At 56.3% G+C, this 19909-nt stretch carries 11 protein-coding genes; 1 reads left to right on the top strand and 10 read right to left on the bottom strand.

The window, feature by feature from the left end; translation table 11 throughout:
- The first annotated feature begins 50 nt into the window (after positions 1-50).
- The gene (locus C5O23_RS01130) at positions 51-1403 is read left to right on the top strand and encodes a cell division protein FtsZ (protein WP_240597565.1); all 1353 of its coding nucleotides are present in this window, start codon (positions 51-53) and stop codon (positions 1401-1403) included.
- A 266-nt stretch (positions 1404-1669) separates the two neighbouring features.
- Here C5O23_RS01130 and C5O23_RS01135 read toward each other — a convergent pair whose 3' ends face one another.
- The 10 genes from C5O23_RS01135 to C5O23_RS01180 form a co-directional block, all read right to left on the bottom strand.
- Positions 1670-3619: an alpha-glucuronidase gene (locus C5O23_RS01135; protein ID WP_107031115.1), complete on the bottom strand. Its 1950-nt coding sequence runs from the start codon at positions 3617-3619 to the stop codon at positions 1670-1672.
- Positions 3620-3735: 116 nt separating this feature from the next.
- Positions 3736-4731: a glycoside hydrolase family 43 protein gene (locus tag C5O23_RS01140; protein ID WP_107031116.1), complete on the bottom strand. Its 996-nt coding sequence runs from the start codon at positions 4729-4731 to the stop codon at positions 3736-3738.
- 54 nt (positions 4732-4785) lie between these two features.
- Complete coding sequence (locus C5O23_RS01145) at positions 4786-5898, bottom strand: endo-1,4-beta-xylanase (protein WP_107031117.1); 1113 nt, start codon at positions 5896-5898, stop codon at positions 4786-4788.
- A 25-nt stretch (positions 5899-5923) separates the two neighbouring features.
- Complete coding sequence (locus C5O23_RS01150) at positions 5924-7339, bottom strand: MFS transporter (protein ID WP_107031118.1); 1416 nt, start codon at positions 7337-7339, stop codon at positions 5924-5926.
- Positions 7340-7349: 10 nt separating this feature from the next.
- Positions 7350-9008 carry a sialate O-acetylesterase gene (locus tag C5O23_RS01155; protein ID WP_240597555.1) on the bottom strand — a complete coding sequence of 553 codons (1659 nt, stop codon included), beginning with the start codon at positions 9006-9008 and terminating at the stop codon, positions 7350-7352.
- The gene (locus C5O23_RS01160) at positions 9001-10725 is read right to left on the bottom strand and encodes a GH35 family beta-galactosidase (RefSeq protein WP_107031120.1); all 1725 of its coding nucleotides are present in this window, start codon (positions 10723-10725) and stop codon (positions 9001-9003) included. Before C5O23_RS01160 ends, C5O23_RS01155 begins: the two co-directional genes overlap by 8 nt.
- Positions 10726-10940: 215 nt before the next feature.
- Positions 10941-13325, bottom strand: coding sequence for an endo-1,4-beta-xylanase (locus tag C5O23_RS01165; RefSeq protein ID WP_107031121.1), 2385 nt, complete (start codon positions 13323-13325; stop codon positions 10941-10943).
- A gap of 25 nt (positions 13326-13350) precedes the next feature.
- Complete coding sequence (locus tag C5O23_RS01170) at positions 13351-14826, bottom strand: glycan-binding surface protein (RefSeq protein WP_107031122.1); 1476 nt, start codon at positions 14824-14826, stop codon at positions 13351-13353.
- 10 nt (positions 14827-14836) lie between these two features.
- On the bottom strand, positions 14837-16513 hold the full coding sequence (locus C5O23_RS01175) for a RagB/SusD family nutrient uptake outer membrane protein (protein ID WP_107031123.1): 1677 nt from the start codon (positions 16511-16513) through the stop codon (positions 14837-14839).
- A gap of 12 nt (positions 16514-16525) precedes the next feature.
- Positions 16526-19678: a SusC/RagA family TonB-linked outer membrane protein gene (locus tag C5O23_RS01180; protein ID WP_107031124.1), complete on the bottom strand. Its 3153-nt coding sequence runs from the start codon at positions 19676-19678 to the stop codon at positions 16526-16528.
- Between the last annotated feature and the right edge of the window lie 231 nt (positions 19679-19909).

Genomic DNA, 19909 nt, shown 5'->3' on the forward strand with positions numbered 1-19909 from the left:
CTTCGGCTTTCAAGAGCAACAATGAAGGCTCGGATCTCGCCTGCAACATCATGGCCATCGGTGTGGGCGGCGGCGGCAACAATGCCGTGAATCATATGTATGTCCAGGGCATAAAGAATGTGTCCTTCGTCAATATCAACACTGACCATCAGACGCTGTGTCACTCGCGTGTGCCCCACACTCTGGAGATCGGCGACGGTCTGGGTGCGGGCAACAAGCCTGAGAAGGCCCGCGATTTCGCTGAGGAAAGCGCCGAGGAGATTGCGGATCTGTTTGACGACCAGACCAAGATGGTGTTCATCACTGCCGGTATGGGCGGCGGCACCGGCACCGGTGCGGCTCCCGTGGTGGCCCGCATTGCCAAGGAGCGCGGGCTGCTGACCATCGGTATCGTGACCATTCCCTTCCTATTCGAGGGGCAGAAGAAGATCCGCAAGGCTATAGCCGGTGCCGACGAGATGGCGAAGCATGTGGATGCGCTGCTTGTGATCAACAATGAGCGTCTGGGCGAGATCTACGGTGATCTCGATTTCCTGAATGCGTTCGGCAAGGCTGACGATACGCTGTCAATAGCCGCGCGTTCTATCTCGGAGCTGATCACCTGCAACGGTCTGATAAACCTCGACTTCAATGACGTTGATTCTACTCTGCGCGACGGCGGCGCGGCTATCATCTCGACCGGCTATGGCGAGGGTGAGAACCGTGTGACCAACGCTATCCATAACGCTCTGAATTCTCCGCTTCTGAAGAACCGCGATATCCTGGGCTCGAAGAAGCTGCTTTTCAATCTGTATTTCAACCCGAACGCCGAAGAGAAGTTCCTGATGAGCGAGACCCGCGAGATCACGGATTTCATCGGTGCGATCAACACGGATGTGGATGTGATCTGGGGTGTCGGGTTCGACGAGTCGCTGGGTAATGGCGTGAAAATGACCATCCTTGCGGCCGGTTTCGATGTGACTCTGCGCGAGGAGGAGGAGGAAATCATGGCTGGAGGCGCGGCAAGCGGTTTCGGTTTCTCGATGGGTACTCCGGGTTCGCGCAGCTCTTCTCCGGCGGCTTCAAACAGTGCAAGTGCACCGGCTGTTCCTGCGCCGGCAGCTCCTGTGGCACCGGCCAAGCCTAAGGAACCGGAGGTTTCTGACGAGCGTCTGGCCGAGGAGTATGGCCTGACCAAGATCAAGGATCTGACGGAGGGTAAGGACCGTTCGTCGACTATCGTGCTGGGGCTGAATCAGCTTGATGACGATGCTGTCTGCGATATTCTGGAGAAGTATCCTACCTATAAGCGTGACCGCAAGATTGTGGAGGATGTGCGCAGTGGTGCTCTCGACGGTTCGTCGGGTCTCCAGCCTGCGGGCCAGGCTTCGGGTTCGGCGGGTCAGACTATCAGTTTCGGCTGATCGGCGTTCACGTGCAATATATAAGCCCCGGCGGCAGTCTTTTTACAGACTGCGGCTGGGGCGTTTTTTTGTCATTGTGCCATCCGGGACCGTAAATCGGTGTCCTGTCGGACACCATGCGTGGGTGGGACTGATAACCCGTGACACCTATGCGCGATGCGCTACGGTGTCACGGGCTATGAGTAAATCGATGTCCTGTCGGACATCACCCTCCCGGAATCCCGCGGAGTGTTATGGTAAATCGCGCTGTCGTGGCGGGATGCTGCCTATGATGTTCGGCAGGGAGTCGATTTATGGTAGCGGACGGAGTCGAGGAGGGCGGGGGTGGGGGATTCGAAGTTGGTGATGGGGAGGTTGATGCGTTTGAGCTGTTCGAGCGGTTGGACTGGTGCGGTGACTCCCGTGGGATAGGGTAGGCGTGAGTATTCCCGGAAGTATTGCAGACAGGCATCTTTCCACCACCGGGCGTCGGCGGCCTGGGTGCGCAGACGTTCGGCTACGTCGGCGTGGAGTTCGGGTCTGATGTATGGGCGTGCTTCCTCCCAGCGGCGACAATAGTCTTCGGCTGTCGAAACTCCTCGCTCGTAGCGGTAGCAGAGTTCATCCCAAAGCGTATGGCCGGATTTCAGGCGATGGGTCCAGGGCACGTGGTGGAACCAGAGCAGAAATTCCTCAGGGCAGGTGTCGATGTCGTTGAGCTGAGAGCGCAGGGGCTCGGGATATTGCTCTACGGCATTGCTTCCTGAAGTGGTGCGGTTGAAGCCAAGCCCTTGGCGGTCGGCGCAGTGGTAGTATTTGGGGAGCCAGTCGGGGCGGGCGCCGGGTATGTCACACCAGGGTTCGGGCCCGTAGTGGTGGCCGAAGGCGAAGATGTGGTGCAGTCCGAGGGGCATCATGTAGTCAACCACCGCTTCTCGGCTTGTCAGGAACATGTCGAGCAGGCCGGAGTAGATGCTGTCAGGGATGTTGCTTCCGGGTATCAGCAGATTGGCGTCGATCCACTCGCGGGCTATCCGGGCGGGGCTTAGCTGCGGGTCCCAGGCCAGACGTCCGAAGGCATGCCAGTTGGCTCCGGCAAGCGGATTGCCAGTCATGTTGTCGGAGTCGCCGATGTTGGCCACTCCGGCGATGGCTGTGAGCGAGGAGGGTTTTACATATTCGAAAAATTCAGTCCACATCGGGGCCAGGAAGGCCAGATGGTTGGCGTGGCCGAGATATTCCTGGGTCACCTGGAATTCGACCATCCGGTCGGTCTGCGGCATGGCGCCGAAAAGCGGGGAGTAGGGTTCGCGGGGCTGGAAGTCGATGGGGCCGTTTTTGATCTGTATGATGACGTTTGGATCAAATTTTCCGTCGAGCGGCTGGAATTCCATGTATGCCTGCTTGGCGCGGTCGGCGTCGATTGGCGAATAGACAAAGGCTCGCCACATCACTATGCCGCCGTGTGGCTTGAGCGCGCGGGCGAGCATGTTGGCTCCGTCGGCGTGGCTTCGGCCGAAGTCCATCGGGCCGGGCTGGCCTTCGGAGTTGGCTTTTACGAGAAATCCGCCGAAGTCGGGAATGAGCGAGTAGATTTCATCGGCTTTGTTTTTCCACCAGTCGGTCACTTCGGCTGCGAGCGGATCAGCCGTGGGCAGAGAGTCGAGCACCATCGGCGAGGCGAAGTTGACCGACAGATAGACCTTGATGCCGTAGGGGCGGAACACGTCGGCCAGACGCGCTACTTTCACGAGATAGTCATGAGAGAGGATCTGCGGCGAGGCGTTGACGTTGTTGAGCACGGTGCCATTGATGCCTATGCGGGCGTTTTCGCGGGCGTAGTCCAGGTAGCGCGGCGATACGGAATCAGGCAGAGCGTCCCAGTCCCAGAGGGAGTGGCCTGCATAGCCGCGCTCCACGGTGCCGTCGAGGTTGTCCCAGTGGTTGAGCAGGCGCAGGGGGAAGGCCGGCGATTCCTCGCGTGGAATCTGCATTGAGTCGCGCAGCAGAGAGTAGACGCCGTAGAGGGCACCCGTGTCATCGGCGCTGCTGATGACAAACTTATGGCCCTCGCGCTCGATGCCGAAGGCCTCGGCTTTCATTTCAGGGGTGTGGCGGAACTCCACGGGGCTTCCTTTCCACAGGCGGTCAAGCTCCCGGCGGGCTGTTGACGGTTCGGGGCGCGAGCATGAGACGAGTGAAAGCAGCGCGGCTGCCATGATGATGAGTCTGTTCATTTCAGGGGGCTGGGTTGATAGGTTTTCATTCTGTCGGGACGGTAGCCGTGACGGGGCTAAGAAGCTGTTTATTAATACGTAAACAGCTTCTTAGAGGCCGTTATTGTCAGGCTTTCTTATTCCTCCCAGGGATCGCCTCCGCCGTCGATGGGGAGGATGCGGCCGTCGGCATCATAGGTGAGTTCGCAGACCTTGAGGCTGCGGAGCCATGATTTGCCGCCTGAGGGCACACTGTCGTGGTGGAAGAGATACCATTTGCCACCGAATTCGATGATGCTGTGGTGAGTGGTCCAGCCTACCACGGGGGTGAGGATCACGCCTCCGTAGGTGAAGGGGCCGTAGGGGTTGTCGCCTATGGCGTAGCAGAGCAGATGGCTGTCGCCGGTGGAATATGTGAGATAGTATTTGCCGTTGTATCTGTGGACCCACGAAGCCTCGAAGAAGCGGTGGGGATCATTGGCCTTGAGGGGTTTTCCTTCGGCATCGACCACCAGGATGGGGCGGGGTTCCTCGGCAAACTGGAGCATGTCTTTTGACAGGCGCACGCAGCGCGAGGGGAGTGCCGGTTCGTCGCCTTCGGGCAGGCAGGGCGATTCGAGGGCCTTGTTGTCGCGGTAGCGCTGAAGCTGTCCGCCCCAGATGCCTCCGAAGTAGAGATAGTATTCGCCATTGTCTTCAAGCACGCAGATGTCAATCGAATAAGAGCCGCGTATCGGGTCGGGCTGGGGGATGAAGGGGCCTTCCGGGCGGTCGGCTATGGCCACACCGATGCGGAAAATGTCATTTTGGTCTTTCAGCGGGAAGTAGAGGTAGTATTTTCCGTCTTTTTCGGCGCAGTCGCAGTCCCAGAGCTGGCGTCCGGCCCAGGGAATGTCGGCAATGTCGAGAGCTTTTCCGTGGTCTGTGACCTTGCCGGTCATCGGGTCGCCGTCGATCGAGAGCACGTGCATGTCTTTCATCACGTACTGGTCGCCGTTGTCATTTTCCACGTTTTCGCATTCCCAGTCATGGGAGGGGTAGATGTAGATGCGGCCATTGAACACGTGGACACTCGGATCGGCCATGAAGTCAGCGGGGAAGAGGTAGCGTTTATCGGGATTGAGCAGTTTCATGATTGTATTGCTTTTAGAGACTTGTGTTAGAGATTGACTTTGTCTGTGATGTTGTTATTCTTTGTCTGCGGGGGCGAGGCGTTTGGCAAGGAAGGGTTTGAGCTGATAGTCGCGGTCGAAGAGCAGGGGGTATTCCACACGGCCTTTCATGGGGAAATCGTTTTTCCAGGACATGCCGTCGAAAGTGCCCCATGCGGTCACGCGCGAGATCACGTCGGCGTGTCGGAGCAGTATGTCGGTCACCGAGTCCATGCGGGCATTCCATTTTTCGGAAATCTCGGCCGGCAGACCGTCGGGGTAGGGGTTGAGCTGGGTGTTGTAGACGATGCTGTCAGAGATGTTGGCGCTGCGGCTGACGGTTGGGAGCGCGCTCATGTCCCATTCGGTGATCATCACTTTGCAGCCGGTCGAGGCATAGGCTTCGATCGATTTCTCGAATTCAGCGAAATCAGGATAGTCCATGCCCATGTGGCCCTGCATACCGATGGCATCTACGCGCAGGCCTTTTGACTTCATGTCGTTGACGAGCCTGACGTAGGCGTCGCGTTTGGCCGGGACGTTCATGGCATAGTCGTTGATGTATAGTTCGGCGTCGGGATCGGCTTCATGGGCATATTGGAATGCGAGGGGGATGAACTCCTCGCCGAGAATCTCGTAGAATGGCGAGCTGCGGTAGCTTCCGTCCTCTACAATGGCCTCGTTGACCACGTCCCAGCCCTTGATGCGGCCTTTGTAGCGGGTCATTATGGTGGTGATGTGGTCGCGCATACGTTCTTTGAGCACATCGGCGCTTACCGGCGCGCCTGTCGAGTCAACTGCAAACCAGGGGGCAAGCTGAGAGTGCCAGATGAGGGTGTGGCCTATGACGGCCATGTTGTTGCGGGTGCCGTAGTCCACGAAGGCGTCGGCATCGTCCCAGAAGTAGACCCCTTCCTGGGGATGTATCTCTTCGCTTTTCATGCAGTTCTCAGCTACGATCGAGTTGAAGTGGCGGCGCACTATCGAGTCGGCTTTCGGATCGAGTCCTTTGACATGGTCCACGTTCAGGGCGGCTCCGATGAGGAAGTCATCAGCGAAATAGTCTTTCAGTGCGGGCTCCTGCTTTGGAGCGCTGCATCCTATGGCCATCAGTGCGGCCACGGGGAGGCACAGGGCTAATTTTTTCATAGTCAGTGGGGGGATGTTGCAGGGGTTATTTGTGTCTTGATTCGATTTCACGGTTGATGCGGTCAATCACATCGTCATCAAGCTCATAGCGTGAGATGATGAACATGGCGAGGGCGAGCAGTATGGCGGGGATAACGGCCACGAGCCACAGTATGCCCTGCTGGGCGAAGGGGGTCTGAGTCAGGGCTTCTTTCTGAAAGCCTACGAAGGCGAGGACCAGTCCGGGCACAACGCCGCCGAGGGCCATGCCGGCCTTGTAGAAGATTCCGGTCAGGGCGTTGACTATGCCGGAGATGCGGCGTCCGTGGGTGTATTCGCCGAAGGAGATGACCTCAGGCACGAGCGCCCACATGTAGCCGGTGGCTACGATCACGCCTGTCGATTTGATGAACTGGGCTATGTAGACGAGGACCATGTGTTCCTTGAGAGCGTCGATCATGGAGATGGCGTAGAGCATGGCCATGCCGATTATGGCCACGAGGAGGAAGATGTAGAACATGCCCTTTTTGCCGACCTTTTTCTTGATGGCCGGGATCATGGGCATGAATATGAATGCGGGGATAGAGCCGAGGCCCATGAATACCGAGAGTTCGGCGGCGGAACCTCCGAGGTTGTACTGGATATAGTATGCCCCGGCGGCGTTTCCTACGGCCATCATTGCGAAGGCAGTCACGAAGAAGAAGGCGAGGATGCGAAGCGGACGGTTGTGGACAAACTCCATCCAGAGGTCAGAGACGCTGACGTTTTCGGTCTCGCTGGAGTCCATCACCACTCTCTCGCGGCACTGGGAGAAGCAGAAGAGGAGCAGTGCGAGGCCCACGCAGCCGTAGAGGGTCATGGTCAGGAACCAGGCGCCGTCGTCCATTGACATGTCGGTGCTTTCGGTCGGGTCGAAGATACGCAGCACGAAGGGTATGCCCATGCCTACGGCGAGACCGCCCACATTGGCCATGAACATTCTGACCGATGTCAGTTTGGTGATTTCAGCCGTGTCGCGGGTCAGAGAGGCGTTGAGCGCGCCGTAGGGCACGTTGACCAGAGTGTAGCACATCGAAAGTCCCACGTAGGTAATGTAGGCATAGAGCAGCGAGCCTGAGAAGCCGTTCCAGAAACAGAGTATTGCGAAACCGGTCAGCGGAATGCCTCCGAGCACCAAATAGGCGCGGTATTTACCGAGACGGGGGTTGTGTTTGTCGACAAAAGTGCCCACCAGGGGGTCCCAGATGACATCGACGATGCGAACAATCAGAAACATCACCGCTGCGACGGCCGGATCGAGGCCGTAGACATTGGTGTAGAAGAACAGCAGATACATGCTGATGGTCTGATAGATCAGATTCTGGGCGAGGTCGCCCGATCCGAAGCCGATGCATTGGAGCATCGAGAGCTTGTAGAAACCTTTGGATTCCTGTGATTTGGTCATATTGATGCTTGCTTCCATGAATTGGATTTTAAAAAGGTCTGTTATTGTTTTCTGAGAGGATTTTTTCGGCCACGCGATTGCCGAGGGTCTTTTTGTCGAGCGGATGGATGTCGTTCCACTCGCCCAGATCGGAATTTCTGATGAGGCTGACGCCGGGAGTCTCGTCGGCCACCTGGGCCTGCCGCTCGCGCATAGTCTGCCAGGCGGCGCGGCCTCCGCGGTCAGACTCGTGGAGGAAGTCGGCCAGCTCAACGATGTAGAATGGCATTCCGGCATTGCCTGAGGCCTTGCGCCAGTCGGCTATCATGGTTTCGAGCAGGGCCGGATACTGATTGCTGCGGCCCACGTTTGACTCGCCCTGATACCATACGGCTCCGCAGACGGGATAGGAGATCACGGGCGCGATCATGGCGTTGTAGAGCACACAGGGCATGTAGCAGTAGAACATCATGGCCGGTCCGGCGGGCATGGGTGCGCCCTTGCGGTAGCGCCAGAGGCCTTCGAGCGGAATTTCATCGGGATATGTCCGGCCGTAGACCGCATAGGGGCGGTCACCGAAGATGATCTTATAGGGCTTCTCAGGCACGAAATGCGGCGCGCCGTTCTGCGAGATGAGGCGTACGGTTATTGTGTTGGCGCCCTCTTTCAGCAGGCCTTCGGGAATAGGGTAGATGCGCGGAGGATACTGATAGGTGGTGAAGCCGACAAGCCGGCCGTTGATCCAGACAGAATCGGCGTCGACAATGCAGCCCAGGCGCAGAGTGGCTGCTTTTCCGGCATGTGAAGCGTCGATATCGACGGTTTTGCGGAACCAGTGTGAGCCGTTGGCCGGCGTCATGCCGTCAGAGGCCCATGAGGTGGAGAAGAGATCGGTTTCCTGCCAGTCGCTGTCGTCAAGGGCGGGGGAGTAATACTTTGCAGCGCCGGCAAGTCCGGGGTCGGCGGCATCAATCACCGAATTCCAGGCCTGATAGTTGCGCCACTCCTGCTCTTTCAGGGCAGTGCGGTAGGCTTCGGAGCTGTAGACGGCTTTCTGGTTCAGATAGTAGGGATAGTCGCTCATGGCCGTTTCGGAGATCCATGACTCGACCGGGGTGCCTCCCCATGAGGCGTTGATGATTCCTACCGGGAGCCCGGTGCGGCTGTTGAGGGCCTTGGCGGTGAAGTAGGCGAGGGCCGAGAAGCCCATCACGTCATCGTCTACCGATTTCCATGACGTGGGGCTCAGGTCGGAGCGTTCGCCGTCGAAATCAAATTCCTTGGGCACGAGAAACTGGCGGATGGCGGGATTGCGGTATTCCATCACCTCGTCGGCAAACATGTCGGTGACGCGGCTGACGGGCAGTTCCATGTTGGACTGTCCGGAGCAGAGGAGCACATCGCCCACGGCCACATTGCTGATCGTCTTGTCGGCTACGGTCAGAGTGTAGGTCTTGCCGGTCTTTAGCGCGGGGAGTTCAGCGCGCCAGCGGCCGAGGCTGTCGGCTGTGACTGTGGCGCTTTTGCCTTTGACCACCCTGACGGTCACGCTTTCGCCCGGATCGGCGGTGCCCCAGAGGGTCAGCGGGCGGTCACGCTGCACCACCATGCCGTCAGAAATTATCTGAGGCAGTTTCACCTCGGCCCTTATGTCCTGGCAGAATGAACCGGCTCCGAGCAGAGCCGTCAGTATCAGTAATTTATTCATATTCATAGAGTTTTACGCGGAGTATTCTGAAATCGTCGACCCCGATGCGCACGTGGCGCCCCTGGTGGGTCTCGTCGCCGTTGAAGGTGCGTATGCGTTTTTGCGATCTGTCATCGGCGATGCTGATTTCCTCGACTGATGCCAGACCGATGCGCTTGCCCTTCCAGCGGCTCTCTTTTTCGGCACCGCGGTCTGAGCCGGAGGCGAGGAAGCCGTCTTCGCCGAGTTTTTTCTCAGGCGCTGTGCCGCTGTCCTCCGGTTCGAAGGTGAGCACAAGGCCTGATCCGGCCACGATATACTCCATCGGAGCCGTGCGGACTATCAGACCGCCTGCGGCCGGCCAGGGCGATCCGTCGGTAGCCCTTGGGTCCCAGGGGAGGGTGAAGTAGTGGCGCGCGGTGATTCTGAGGCCGTCGCGGCGGAGTATGCGTTCGGTCGAGTCGGCATCGAAGTAGAAGCCGTTCATGGTCTCCTTGCCGAGATGAGCGGCGATCAGAGGGGTCAGATTGCCCAAAGCAGCTGTGCCGGCGGCCTGATAGGCGGTCTCTGACAGGGCTGTGCGGCCGTTGTAGGCAAAGGGGCAGAGCCCTATGGCGTTGTGCTCGCCTACGGCATAGAAGGCCTGAGCCGCATTGGGCTGAGCACATTTGATTTCAGGAATGAAGAGCGGATTGTCAGCCAGAGCATAGGCTCTCACCCAGTCAGTGAAGCCTGAGTCATAGAGATCAGGCGCGAGAATGTCGACAGTCGGAGCTGCGACATGCCAGATGTCTTTTAGGTGGGCGAGAGGTCCGGCTGAGGGATATTCGCCTGGTTTGCGGCCACGCGAGTTCATGGCGGCGTTGACGTAGAGGGGCATTGTAGGGAATATTCGGCGGGCTATCTGCGCGAGGCCTTCCACATAGCGGCCATAGTTCCAGGCCATGAAGATCTCGTCGGTATATATGTCGTCGCCAAACACTTCGGTCCAGCTTCCCTTTTGCTTCATGCCCGCGGCCTGCCACTTCTCAAGGAGCTGCGGGTGAAGTGATTTCTTTTGGTTCAGGAGGTTCAGACTGGCTGTGAGAACTCCGGGAACTCCTTTGGCATATTCCTTTTGGGCAAGCGGAGAGTGGTCACGCGCGTCTTCGAGCATTCCGATCTCGTTTTCGATCTGGAGAATGATCACGGTGCCTGCGGTGTCTGTCTCGGCGATGTGGCTGAGCAGGCGGGTGAATGCGGCGGCATCTGCTTCAGCCACTTTTGCGGAGAATGCCGAGGCGATTTCGAGCGGTTTTCCCGAACGTGTGCGGGCCCTCGGATAGGTCTTGCTGTCTTTTTTGAACCAGTCAGGCGCATAGCAGCTCATGGAGTTTTTCCATGCTCCGAACCAGAGGATGCCGACTTTGAGGCGGCTGTCGGTGGCCTGACGGATGATTTCGTCGACGCTTGAGAAGTCAAACGTTCCTTTTTGCGGTTCGATCAGTTCCCAGACCACGGGCATCAGCACGGTGTTGTAGCCGTGGCGAAGAGCCACGTCCATGCAGCAGGCCACGTCGTCGGGCGAGGAGGCCATAGAGTTACCGGCCTCGCCACCTATAATAATAAAGGGTTTGCCGTCAACAATGAGCCTCTTGGCGCAGCCCTGCTTTTCAAGCCGGGATTCAGTGCGGGCCATTGCGGCAGCCGAGGCTATCAGCAGCATGAGCAGCAGTAAGAAGGAGGTCTTTTGTTTCATGGGATAATGATCTGGCAAGAATGGATTGATGGTCTGACCGGGGGCAGTGCAAATTTAGCAAACAGTCTTAAGAATAGGCTTAGAGATTTGTTGCCAATGCTTGTCAATATGTAACATCATTAGAGAAAAACTCCCGCAGCCGGGTCAATAGCCTGGCCGTCGGCTGCGGGAGTAGGGGGTTATCGCATTCTGTCAAGAATATGTGCGATCAGGGATTATTCTTCGGTCTCCTCCTTCTGGTAGAGGTCTTTCCAGGCATCGCCTGAGAACTCGGCGCCGATGTCGAAGCCGGCGAGAGCGTCGCAGACACCTTTGTAGGCTACCTTGCGGGCATAGTCCTTGTCAAAGATGTTAGGAGCGTCGCCCTTGAGCCAGTATTCGTGCTCTTTCTTGTTGTCAGAGAGTGACCAGAGAGTGATTGACGATTGCTGTTCCTTGGGGATGTTGGTCAGATAGGAAGTGAGGATCATGTTGTAGGCCTCTGACTGCTGGATCAGCTGTTCGGCCGATGGAGTGATATCCTTGCCGTCTTCTACGCCGAATGCGATGTCAAGCTCGGTGATTCGGATGAGCTTGCCTGTAGCGGCGAGAGTCTGGAACATGGCGTCGACCTGCTCTTTGGTGATGCCGATGTTTACGTGCATCTGGGTGCCGATGCCGTCGACATGCGCGCCGTTGTTGTCAATGTAATTGACGAAGTCGATGAGGGCGGCGAGCTTGCCGGGGCTGGTCTCAAGATTGTAGTCGTTGACGAAGAGTTTCACATCGGGGTTGGGAGCATGTTTGCGGGCGAATTCGAAAGCCTTTACAGCATAGTCCTTGCCGAGGTAGTAGCCCCAGTACCAGTGCTGGTTTCCTGCATCGCTGGCCCAGTTCAGGTTCAGTCCGCCTTCTTCGGTTTCTACGGGTGCCGAGTCGGGAGTGCCGTCATTGGCGCTGCTGCCGAAGATGTTGTCGATGCCGCGCCATTTGTTGTAGCCGTCGGCGATAGGTTCGTTGATCACGTCCCATGCGTCCACGCGGTCACCCATGTGGGTCATCACGTCCTTGATCCAGGTCTCCATAGCATCGAGGAGTATTGCTTTCTTCTCTTCGGCCGATTTGGGGATGAAAGTGATGCCTGAGGCACGGCTCACACCTGAACGTGATGCGGTCTTGGCGGCGCTTTGTTCGGTGACATCAGTGACAACGATGTTGTCGATATAATATGTCATGTCAGGGATGTAGCCGAACTCAAGGTTGAAGTTCCACATGGATTCACCTTCGGTAAAGTCGAAACTGTAGTCCTGCATTACGAACTTGATCTGCGTCCATTCAGCGGATGTCTCGAATGCTTCGGCCCAGCTTGACTGATTGCCGGTCCAGTTGATCCAGGGCCATTCGTTGGTCATGCCTTTGAATGTCAGGCGGCCTTTGCCTGTACCTTCCGACTTGACGAAGAATGATATCTCGACCTTCGAGCCTGGCATTGTAGGCATGTCGGGGCTGAGCACCTGAAGGTCGTAGGCTTCCTTTGAATCAGCACTTGAGATGAGCTTCATTACTTTATTGTTGCCCGAAGGTGTGCCGTCCATATCTATGACACTCACTCCTGCGCCTTCATTCTGGGCTGTCCAGCCTTCCATTCCTTTTGAGAAGTCGCCGTTCGGACAGAGTCCGGCCGGAGCTTCTGTCTTTTCGCCGAATTCGAAGTCGTCGATGTAGAGCACGGCGTTCTTGTAGTTGCCGAACTGTATGCCGATGCGGTTGACATCTTTTGACTGTTCATATACGAAAGAGCCTTCGCAGAGTGTCCAGTCGTTGCCGACAGTGAAGACATCGCAGTAAACACCGTCATAAGTGCTTGAATTCTGGCCTAAGAACTGCACCTGAATGTTGTCAGGTGATTTTGCCCAGAAGCGGTAGGCGTAGGTCTTGCCTTCTTCAAGGTTGAAATCCCACCAGAGCTGGCAGTCGTAGTTGGCAGAGGTCTGGTCGTCGCATTCGAGTTTTGCCGCATAGTTTGAATCATGGCCTGGAGAAACCACGGTCATGGTGTAGTGGCCTCCATCGCCGGTCCAGCCGGTTCGTGTGCCGTTTTCGAAGTCAGAGTTTGTGATGATGTTGGCAATGCCGCTGTCGCCTGAAGGGGGTAGCACCATCTGGGGGGCGATGAGCGATTTGAGATAGGCCTGCTGCTGCTGGGTGTGCCAGAGCAGGTTGTGGCCGTAGAACTTCATGCCCTGCGGAAGCGAGGCGAGTACCTTGTCAACGGTTGTGAAGTCAAGGGTGCCGTTTGATTTCATCAGCACGCCCATTTTCATGGCATTGCCAAGGGTGATGCCGGTGAAGTTCTCGTCGACCACGGCTTTGTAGTCGGGATCGCTGAGATACATGTCCGCCCCAATGCCGATGGCAAGGTTCAGGTGGGGATGATACTGGGCTACATAGTCTTTGATCGGTTTATAGAGCATGATCTGCTCCTGGAGCTGGAGAGGTATCTCCGAGATTTCCACGGTCGGATCGCCCGGCTTCCATTCCATGATCTGCTCTTCACAGCCGGAGGTAAGGAGTGTAAGGGCTAAAGCGGCCGCGGAATATGCTATTTTATTGCGTTTCATAATGTTGGTCTCTTGGATTTAAGATTTATTCTTCAGTCTCTTCATCTTCAGGATAGTCGGATATGGTGACGAACTTGTAGGGGACAATGCGCCAGTTGTCGATGTAGATTTCCTGAGTAGAGAGCGCCGAGGGGAATTTGGCCACTGCTTCTTTGCCCTTGTCGTTGGTGTAGGTCACTTCGATATCTGAGTTGACGAAGCCCATGCCGAACTGCTGGTTCGAGGCGTCGTTGCGCAGGGTGATCACGTCCTGGAATGTCGGGGCTACAGCTTCCTTGTCTTCAAGAATGGCCTTGTAGTTGTTGAATTCCGACAGAGGCACTGTGACGGTGGTCCAGCCTTCGGTGAAGAAGGGTATGCTTGCCGGATTGCCTTCATTGTCTGTGACGAGCCAGGGGATGTAGAAGAATGTGTTGGAGTTGCGTTCGTCTCCGTTGTAGCCGCTGAAAGAGATGTTGTTGACCAGCGTGATCACAATCTGGCCTGTGAGTGACCAGGGGTTGGGCACATATACCTCAAACTGGAGGGCTACTTCGGTCAGCGGTGTTGTGGCCGGAATGAAGGGGGTCATGCGGGTCCAGTCTTCGGTTTCGTGCTTGTTGCCGGTTGTCCAGACTTCGGTGGCGCGGGGCTTGGCCGATGAGATGCCTCCTTCGTTGAGCAGACGCTGGGGTATGAGCTGGCAGACTTTGCCGTAGCCGGTCCCTAAGGGATCGTCAACGAGGTCGGTGTCATAGATCATTGAGACTCCGGGCTTGATGTTGTCGTTCTCGTCTTTGTTTGACGAGCCCCAGAATCCGTGCACGCCGTTGCCGTCGAAGTCGAGGATCATACAGTTGCGGTTGTTGAAGAAGTCGGGCGACTGGGCTTTGCCATTGGCGCCGTCAGAGGTGATGCAGCCTGCCTGGCTGACACCTGAGGGCATCACGAATGAATACCATTCGCCGTCGGGGTCGTTTTCGATATTGTCAGTCACTTCAATGCCGCCGGGGAGGGTGACGAGGTAGGTTTCGTGGAGCGAAGAACCGTAGACGGTCACTTTCTGTCCGGCTCCGGGCAGAGTGTTGCTGACCGAGGTGATGGTCGGGAAGGCGGCGCGAATCTCGAATTCGTAGATGGTTTCGGTGCGGTCCTTGACCAGACGGATGGTGTTGCGCACATTCTCGTCGGCATTGGTGATCGGGGTCTTGGTGTTGAGAGTCACAAGCATTGAGTTGTCAGAGACATAGGCGCGGTTGAAGTAGGTCTCATAGCCGTTGATGTAGACTTTCTTCATGCCCATGAACCCGTGGCCTTCGAGGCGGATCATCTGGCCGAGACGCGCGAAGGTGACTTCGCGGTCAGGCACGGATGATTCCACGTCTTCAAGGAAGACTTTCTCGATCACGATCTTGCGGCCCTGATATTTGTCATCGAAATATTCATCGTCTTTGTCGCAGGAGGCGAATCCTGCAGACAATAGGACTATGGCGGTGAGCCAGATATATTTTAAACTTTTCATGGAGTCGTAATTATTTAAAGAGGTCGTTAACGTTGATTTCACGCGGACCGAATTCGTAGACCACAGGATCTTTGCCTAAAAGCGGGTTGCGGCCGCGGTCAACGTCTGAAATCGGAAGTGTGAGGTGGGCCACAGTGGCTGTCGATACGTCGTCGGCATCAGCAGTCTTGGCATACTGGCAGTCTTCGCTCTCATCCCATTCGTAGGAGGCGTTGCGATCCTGATGGTTGAGATAGTTGACCACTTCTGACTGCTGATAGTAGGAACGGCGCAGAAGGTCGTACCAGAAGAGGCCTTCGAATGCAAATTCGATTCGGCGTTCGTAGATCAGGTCAGAGTAGGTGACGGTGCCCAGACGTGGCATTCCGGCGCGTTCGCGGACGCGGTTGAAATATTCGGTGTCGGAGGTCGAGGCGCTGTTGCCCATAGCGGCTTCGGTGTAGTTCAGATAGACCTCGGCCAGACGCATCATGTAGGTGTTGACGCCTGATGACTGCTGGTAGCTCTGGCCGTTGTCGTCAAGTTTGCCGATAACGTGTTTCTTGACGTTGCATTTCTTTTCGTAGTCGGCTTCGGTCACGTTGTAGATATATCCGTCGTTCTTGGTGTTGAGGTCGGGATATACTTCGCCTACGGTGCAGATGGTGTAGTGACGGCGGATGCGGTCCTGCGGGTCGTAGGTGCGGACAAGGTCATACGAGGCAAATGTCGCGTTACCCCAGTTTGTCTCGCCGACCATTGTCGACCAGCTGAAATAAGACGAGATCGGGTTGTTGGCACCCCAGCCGATGGCATCAGTCGATCCTGAGAGCCACTGGAGCTGGAAGACTGATTCGTTATTGTTGTTCCAGGTCTTCACTGCAAAGAGGTCGCCGTAGTTTTCAAGGAGGCTGTAGGGGCCTTCCATGCACTTGAGGGCGGCTTTCTTGGCGAGGTCGAGATAGTAGGTGTTGCGGTTGCCGCGGTCGAAGTCGGTGGCGATGTTGGCGCCGTCATATTCGCCGTCGGTGGTTAGACCTGCCATCGAGAGATAGAAGCGTGAGAGCATGCCGTAGGCGCTGTAGCAGGTGACGCGTCCTGGATTGGCCTGGCTTTCCGAGAGGTTGGCGGCGGCGAATTCCATGTCGCGGATGGCGAACTCCATCACGTCGGTCATGCGGTGGGCCGGGGTGATGGTGTTGCTTGCCGCTTCAGCGGTGTTTGTGTAGATCACACCCTTGTTCCAGAGCGAGGCTATGTACCAGTAGGCGAGGCCGCGCATGAAGCGGGCTTCGGCCATGCCCTGGGTCTTGGCGCTTTCCGAAACGGCGCTGCTGCTGTATTTCTGGATTCGGTTGATGACGTTGTTCGACTGGGCCACTACGGAGTAGAGAGCGTTCCAGGAGTCTTCAAGACCGGGCGAGAGGGCTGTTTCGGTGAAGTTGGTGTAGGGGAAGATGTAGTCAGACCATCTTGCGGTCAGGTTGTTGGAGCGGCCGTCGCCCATGCTGTAGTAGGCTTTGTCATTGAAGCTGTTCCAAACATAGTTGTAGAGGGGCGATGTGGTGGCCAGGACGGAAGCGTCGCTGTCGAGGAAGCTTTCGTCGTTGCCCTGTGTGGTGTTCTGTGTTGTCAGGAAGTCATCGCATGATGCGAGTGAGAGGCTTCCTGCCACGAGGACAGCTGAGATCAATATGTTTTTCTTCATTGCAAATTTCGGTTAGAATGATACGTTTAGACCAAACGTGTAGATGCGCGGAGAGGGGTAGCGGCCGTAGTCTACGCCGGTCATGAGGGCGTCGCCGTACATGGCTCCCACTTCGGGGTCAAGACCTTTGTATTTGGTCCAGGTGTAGACGTTTTGGGCGCTGAAATATACACGAACGTTGTCGAGGTAGAGCTTGTTGACAAGCTGGCGGGGCAGTGTGTAGCCGAACGAGATGTTCTGCAGACGGATGTAGGATGCGTCTTCGATGAGCAGGTCGCTGATGCGTGTGAAGTTGGCGTTGGCATCGGTGCGCTGAAGGGCTGGAAGTGTTGTCGATCCGGGATTGACCACCTGAAGGTTGCGGTAGTCATTGTCAGGCAGCGAGGGGTCGATGACGGCTACTCTTGCGAAGTTGAGCGACGAGCGCAGTATGTTGGAGTTCTGGCGCGGGTCTTCGATGCGCATGCGGGTGAGGTTGAGGGCCTTGTTGCCGTAGGCGCCTGAGAACATGACGTTCAGGTCGAAGCCTTTGTAGTTGAAAGTGTTGCCGAAGCCCCAGGTGAATTTGGGTTCGGGGTTGCCGATGAATGTGCAGTCTTCGGCGTTGATCTTGCCGTCGCCGTTGCGGTCCTCGAAGATGTAGTCTCCGATCCAGGTTGAGCTCTGGGCTATGGTGTTGCCTTCGGGGATGGCTACCTGCTGCAGGTTGCCTGCGGCGTCGTGGTAGTAGAAGTCTTCGGGCTTGTCGAAGCGGCCTATCACTTTGTAGCCCCAGAACTGGCCGATGGGCTGGCCTACTACTGTTTTGGTGACGATGTAGTTGGTAGAGCTTGGCTGATAGGTTTTCTCGATCGAGGAGTTGGCGGTGTCAAGTGACTTGACTTTGTTGCGGTTGAGCGAGAAGACCACGTTTGAGGTCCAGGTGAAGTCGCGGTTGGTGATGTTGGTTGTGTTGAGGGTGAGTTCTATACCCTTGTTTTCGATAGAGCCGACGTTGCCCCAGGGGTTGCTGGCTGCGCCGTGGCCGGCAGATCCGAGGAAGCCGGGGAGCGGGAGCTGGAGCAGGAGGTTGTCGGTCTTTTTGTAGTAGAGATCGGCCACGAGTTCGATGCGGTTCTGGAGTACTCCGAAGTCTACACCGAGGTTGTAGGAGCTGGTTGATTCCCAGGTGAGTTTTGGATTGGCGGTGTTGCCGGTGAGCACGCCTACGCCCCACGGGGTGGTTTTGTTGGCGAGGAGGGCCATGTAGGCGTAGTCAGTCACGTTCTGGTTACCGGTCTTACCCCAGCCGAGACGGAGTTTGGCGTTGTAGAGCCACTGCACGTCGCGGAGGAAGCTTTCCTGAGATGCGCGCCAGGCGAGGGCCACGGCGGGGAACCATCCCCATTTTTCTCCGTCGGCAAACTTCGATGAGCCGTCGCGGCGTATGGTGGCTGTCAGGAGGTAGCGGTCGTCAAACGAGTAGAATGCGCGTCCGAAGAATGAGGCGAGGGTGTTGATGTTTCTCGAACCGGTTGTGGTCGAGGCGCTGATGTCGCCTGCCGAGAGGTCAGGAGTGGTGTTGTTGAGGAATCCTGTGGCTGTGCCCACCTGTGTCTCCCAATAGCTTTTCGAGACTTCCTGGCCTACCATGAGGTTGATGCTGTGTTTGCCTGCGAAGGTATTGTTGTAGTTGAGAATGTTGCGCCATGACCAGTATTTGGTGTCGGTCTTGGTCCAGCGTGAGGTGCGGATGTCCTGGGTTTTGATGCCGAAGGTGTAGTCCGGCATGTAGTAGTAGTATTTGTTGAGGTTGTAGTCGCCTGAGATTTCGGTCTTGAGGGTCAGGCCCTTGTAGAGGGTTGCTTCGAGATAGCCGTTGAAGCGGAAGTTGGTTTTTTTGTTTTTGTTTGTTATTATGGAGGCGAGGCCGACGGGGTTGTCAGGCATCCAGACGTCGTCCGGTCCGTCGAAAGAGCCGTCGGGCGAGGTGACTGCGACTGTTGGCTGCTGGATGAGGGCGCTGATGATGGTGTTGTTGTCAGTGCCTACAACCTGTTTGGAGTCTGTGAACGAGAAGTTCACTCCGCCTCTGAGCCAGCTCTTGATCTGGGTGTCGAGGTTGGAGCGGAGTGAGAAGCGCTGGAAGCTTGAGCCGTGGGCTATACCTTCCTGGTCGAGATAGCCGCCTGAGAAAGCATAGGTGGTTCTGTCGTTGCCGCCTGACACTGAGATGCTGTGGTTCATCATGAAAGCCTTACGGAAAAGTTCGTCCTGCCAGTCAGTGCCCTTGCCCAACAGGTCGGGACGGATGAAGGCTGCGCTCTGGTCAACGGAGCTGATGTATTCCGCACGGTAGTTGTGGTGCTCGGCATACTCGCGGAGGTTGAGCAGGTCATATTTCTTGGGCATTTCCTGCCAGCCGAGATACATGTCGTAGGTGACGGTGGCTTCTCCGGCCTTGCCTCGCTTGGTGGTGATCATGATCACACCGTTTGACGCGCGCGAACCATATATAGCGGTTGCCGATGCGTCTTTGAGGATGTCCATTGACACGATGTCAGAGGGGTTGATCGAGCTGAGAGGGTTGGAGGTCTCGTCGTCAGTTGTGGAGTCGATCACCACGCCGTCAATCACGAAGATCGGCTGGTTGGTGGCGTTGAGCGAGTTGATACCGCGGATGCGGATTGAGGTCGAGGCGCCGGGTGTTCCGGAGTTGGCCTGGATCTGCACACCGGCCGCACGGCCCTGGAGCACCTGGTCGACGCTGGTGGCGATTGATTTCTTTACGGCGTCTTCGCCTACGGAGGTGACTGAGCCGGTGAGGTCGGAGCGTTTCATCTGTCCGTAGCCTACAACCACTACTTCGTCAAGAACTTCGGAGTCTTCCTTAAGGACGATTGTCAGGTTTGTGCGTCCGTCAACTGCTACTGTCTGGGTGGTGTAGCCCACGTAGGAAACAACTAGTGTCGCGTTTTTGGGAAGACTCAACTTGAAATGGCCGTCAACATCGGTTGCTATGCCGTTGCCGGAGCCCTTCTGTTGCACTGTCGCGCCGATGAGCGGATCGCCCGCTTCATCCTGCACGGTTCCCGTCACTGTGATGTTCTGGGAGAAGGCCCATAGCGGAGTCATGCAGACGAGCCATAGTACTATGGACCTGAGATAGGTTACTGTGCACTTCATGAAATGAAAATGGTTTTGATGGATTAAAGGTAAGAATATTGGTTTGCTTTGGTTGGTCAGTAGTGAATCAACTACCTGCAAAGATATGGAATTAATCTATTTTGCAAAGAAATTTTAGCAAAAATAACCGAAAATTTTAGTCAAAAAGTCGGTGTGAAGGCAAAAAAATGTAATAAATAGGATAAAAAACGCAAATTTTGAAATCAAATGTAAAAAATCGGGTTTGTGCAG

The sequence above is a fragment of the Duncaniella muris genome, from assembly GCF_003024805.1.
GTDB classification, from domain to species: domain Bacteria; phylum Bacteroidota; class Bacteroidia; order Bacteroidales; family Muribaculaceae; genus Duncaniella; species Duncaniella muris.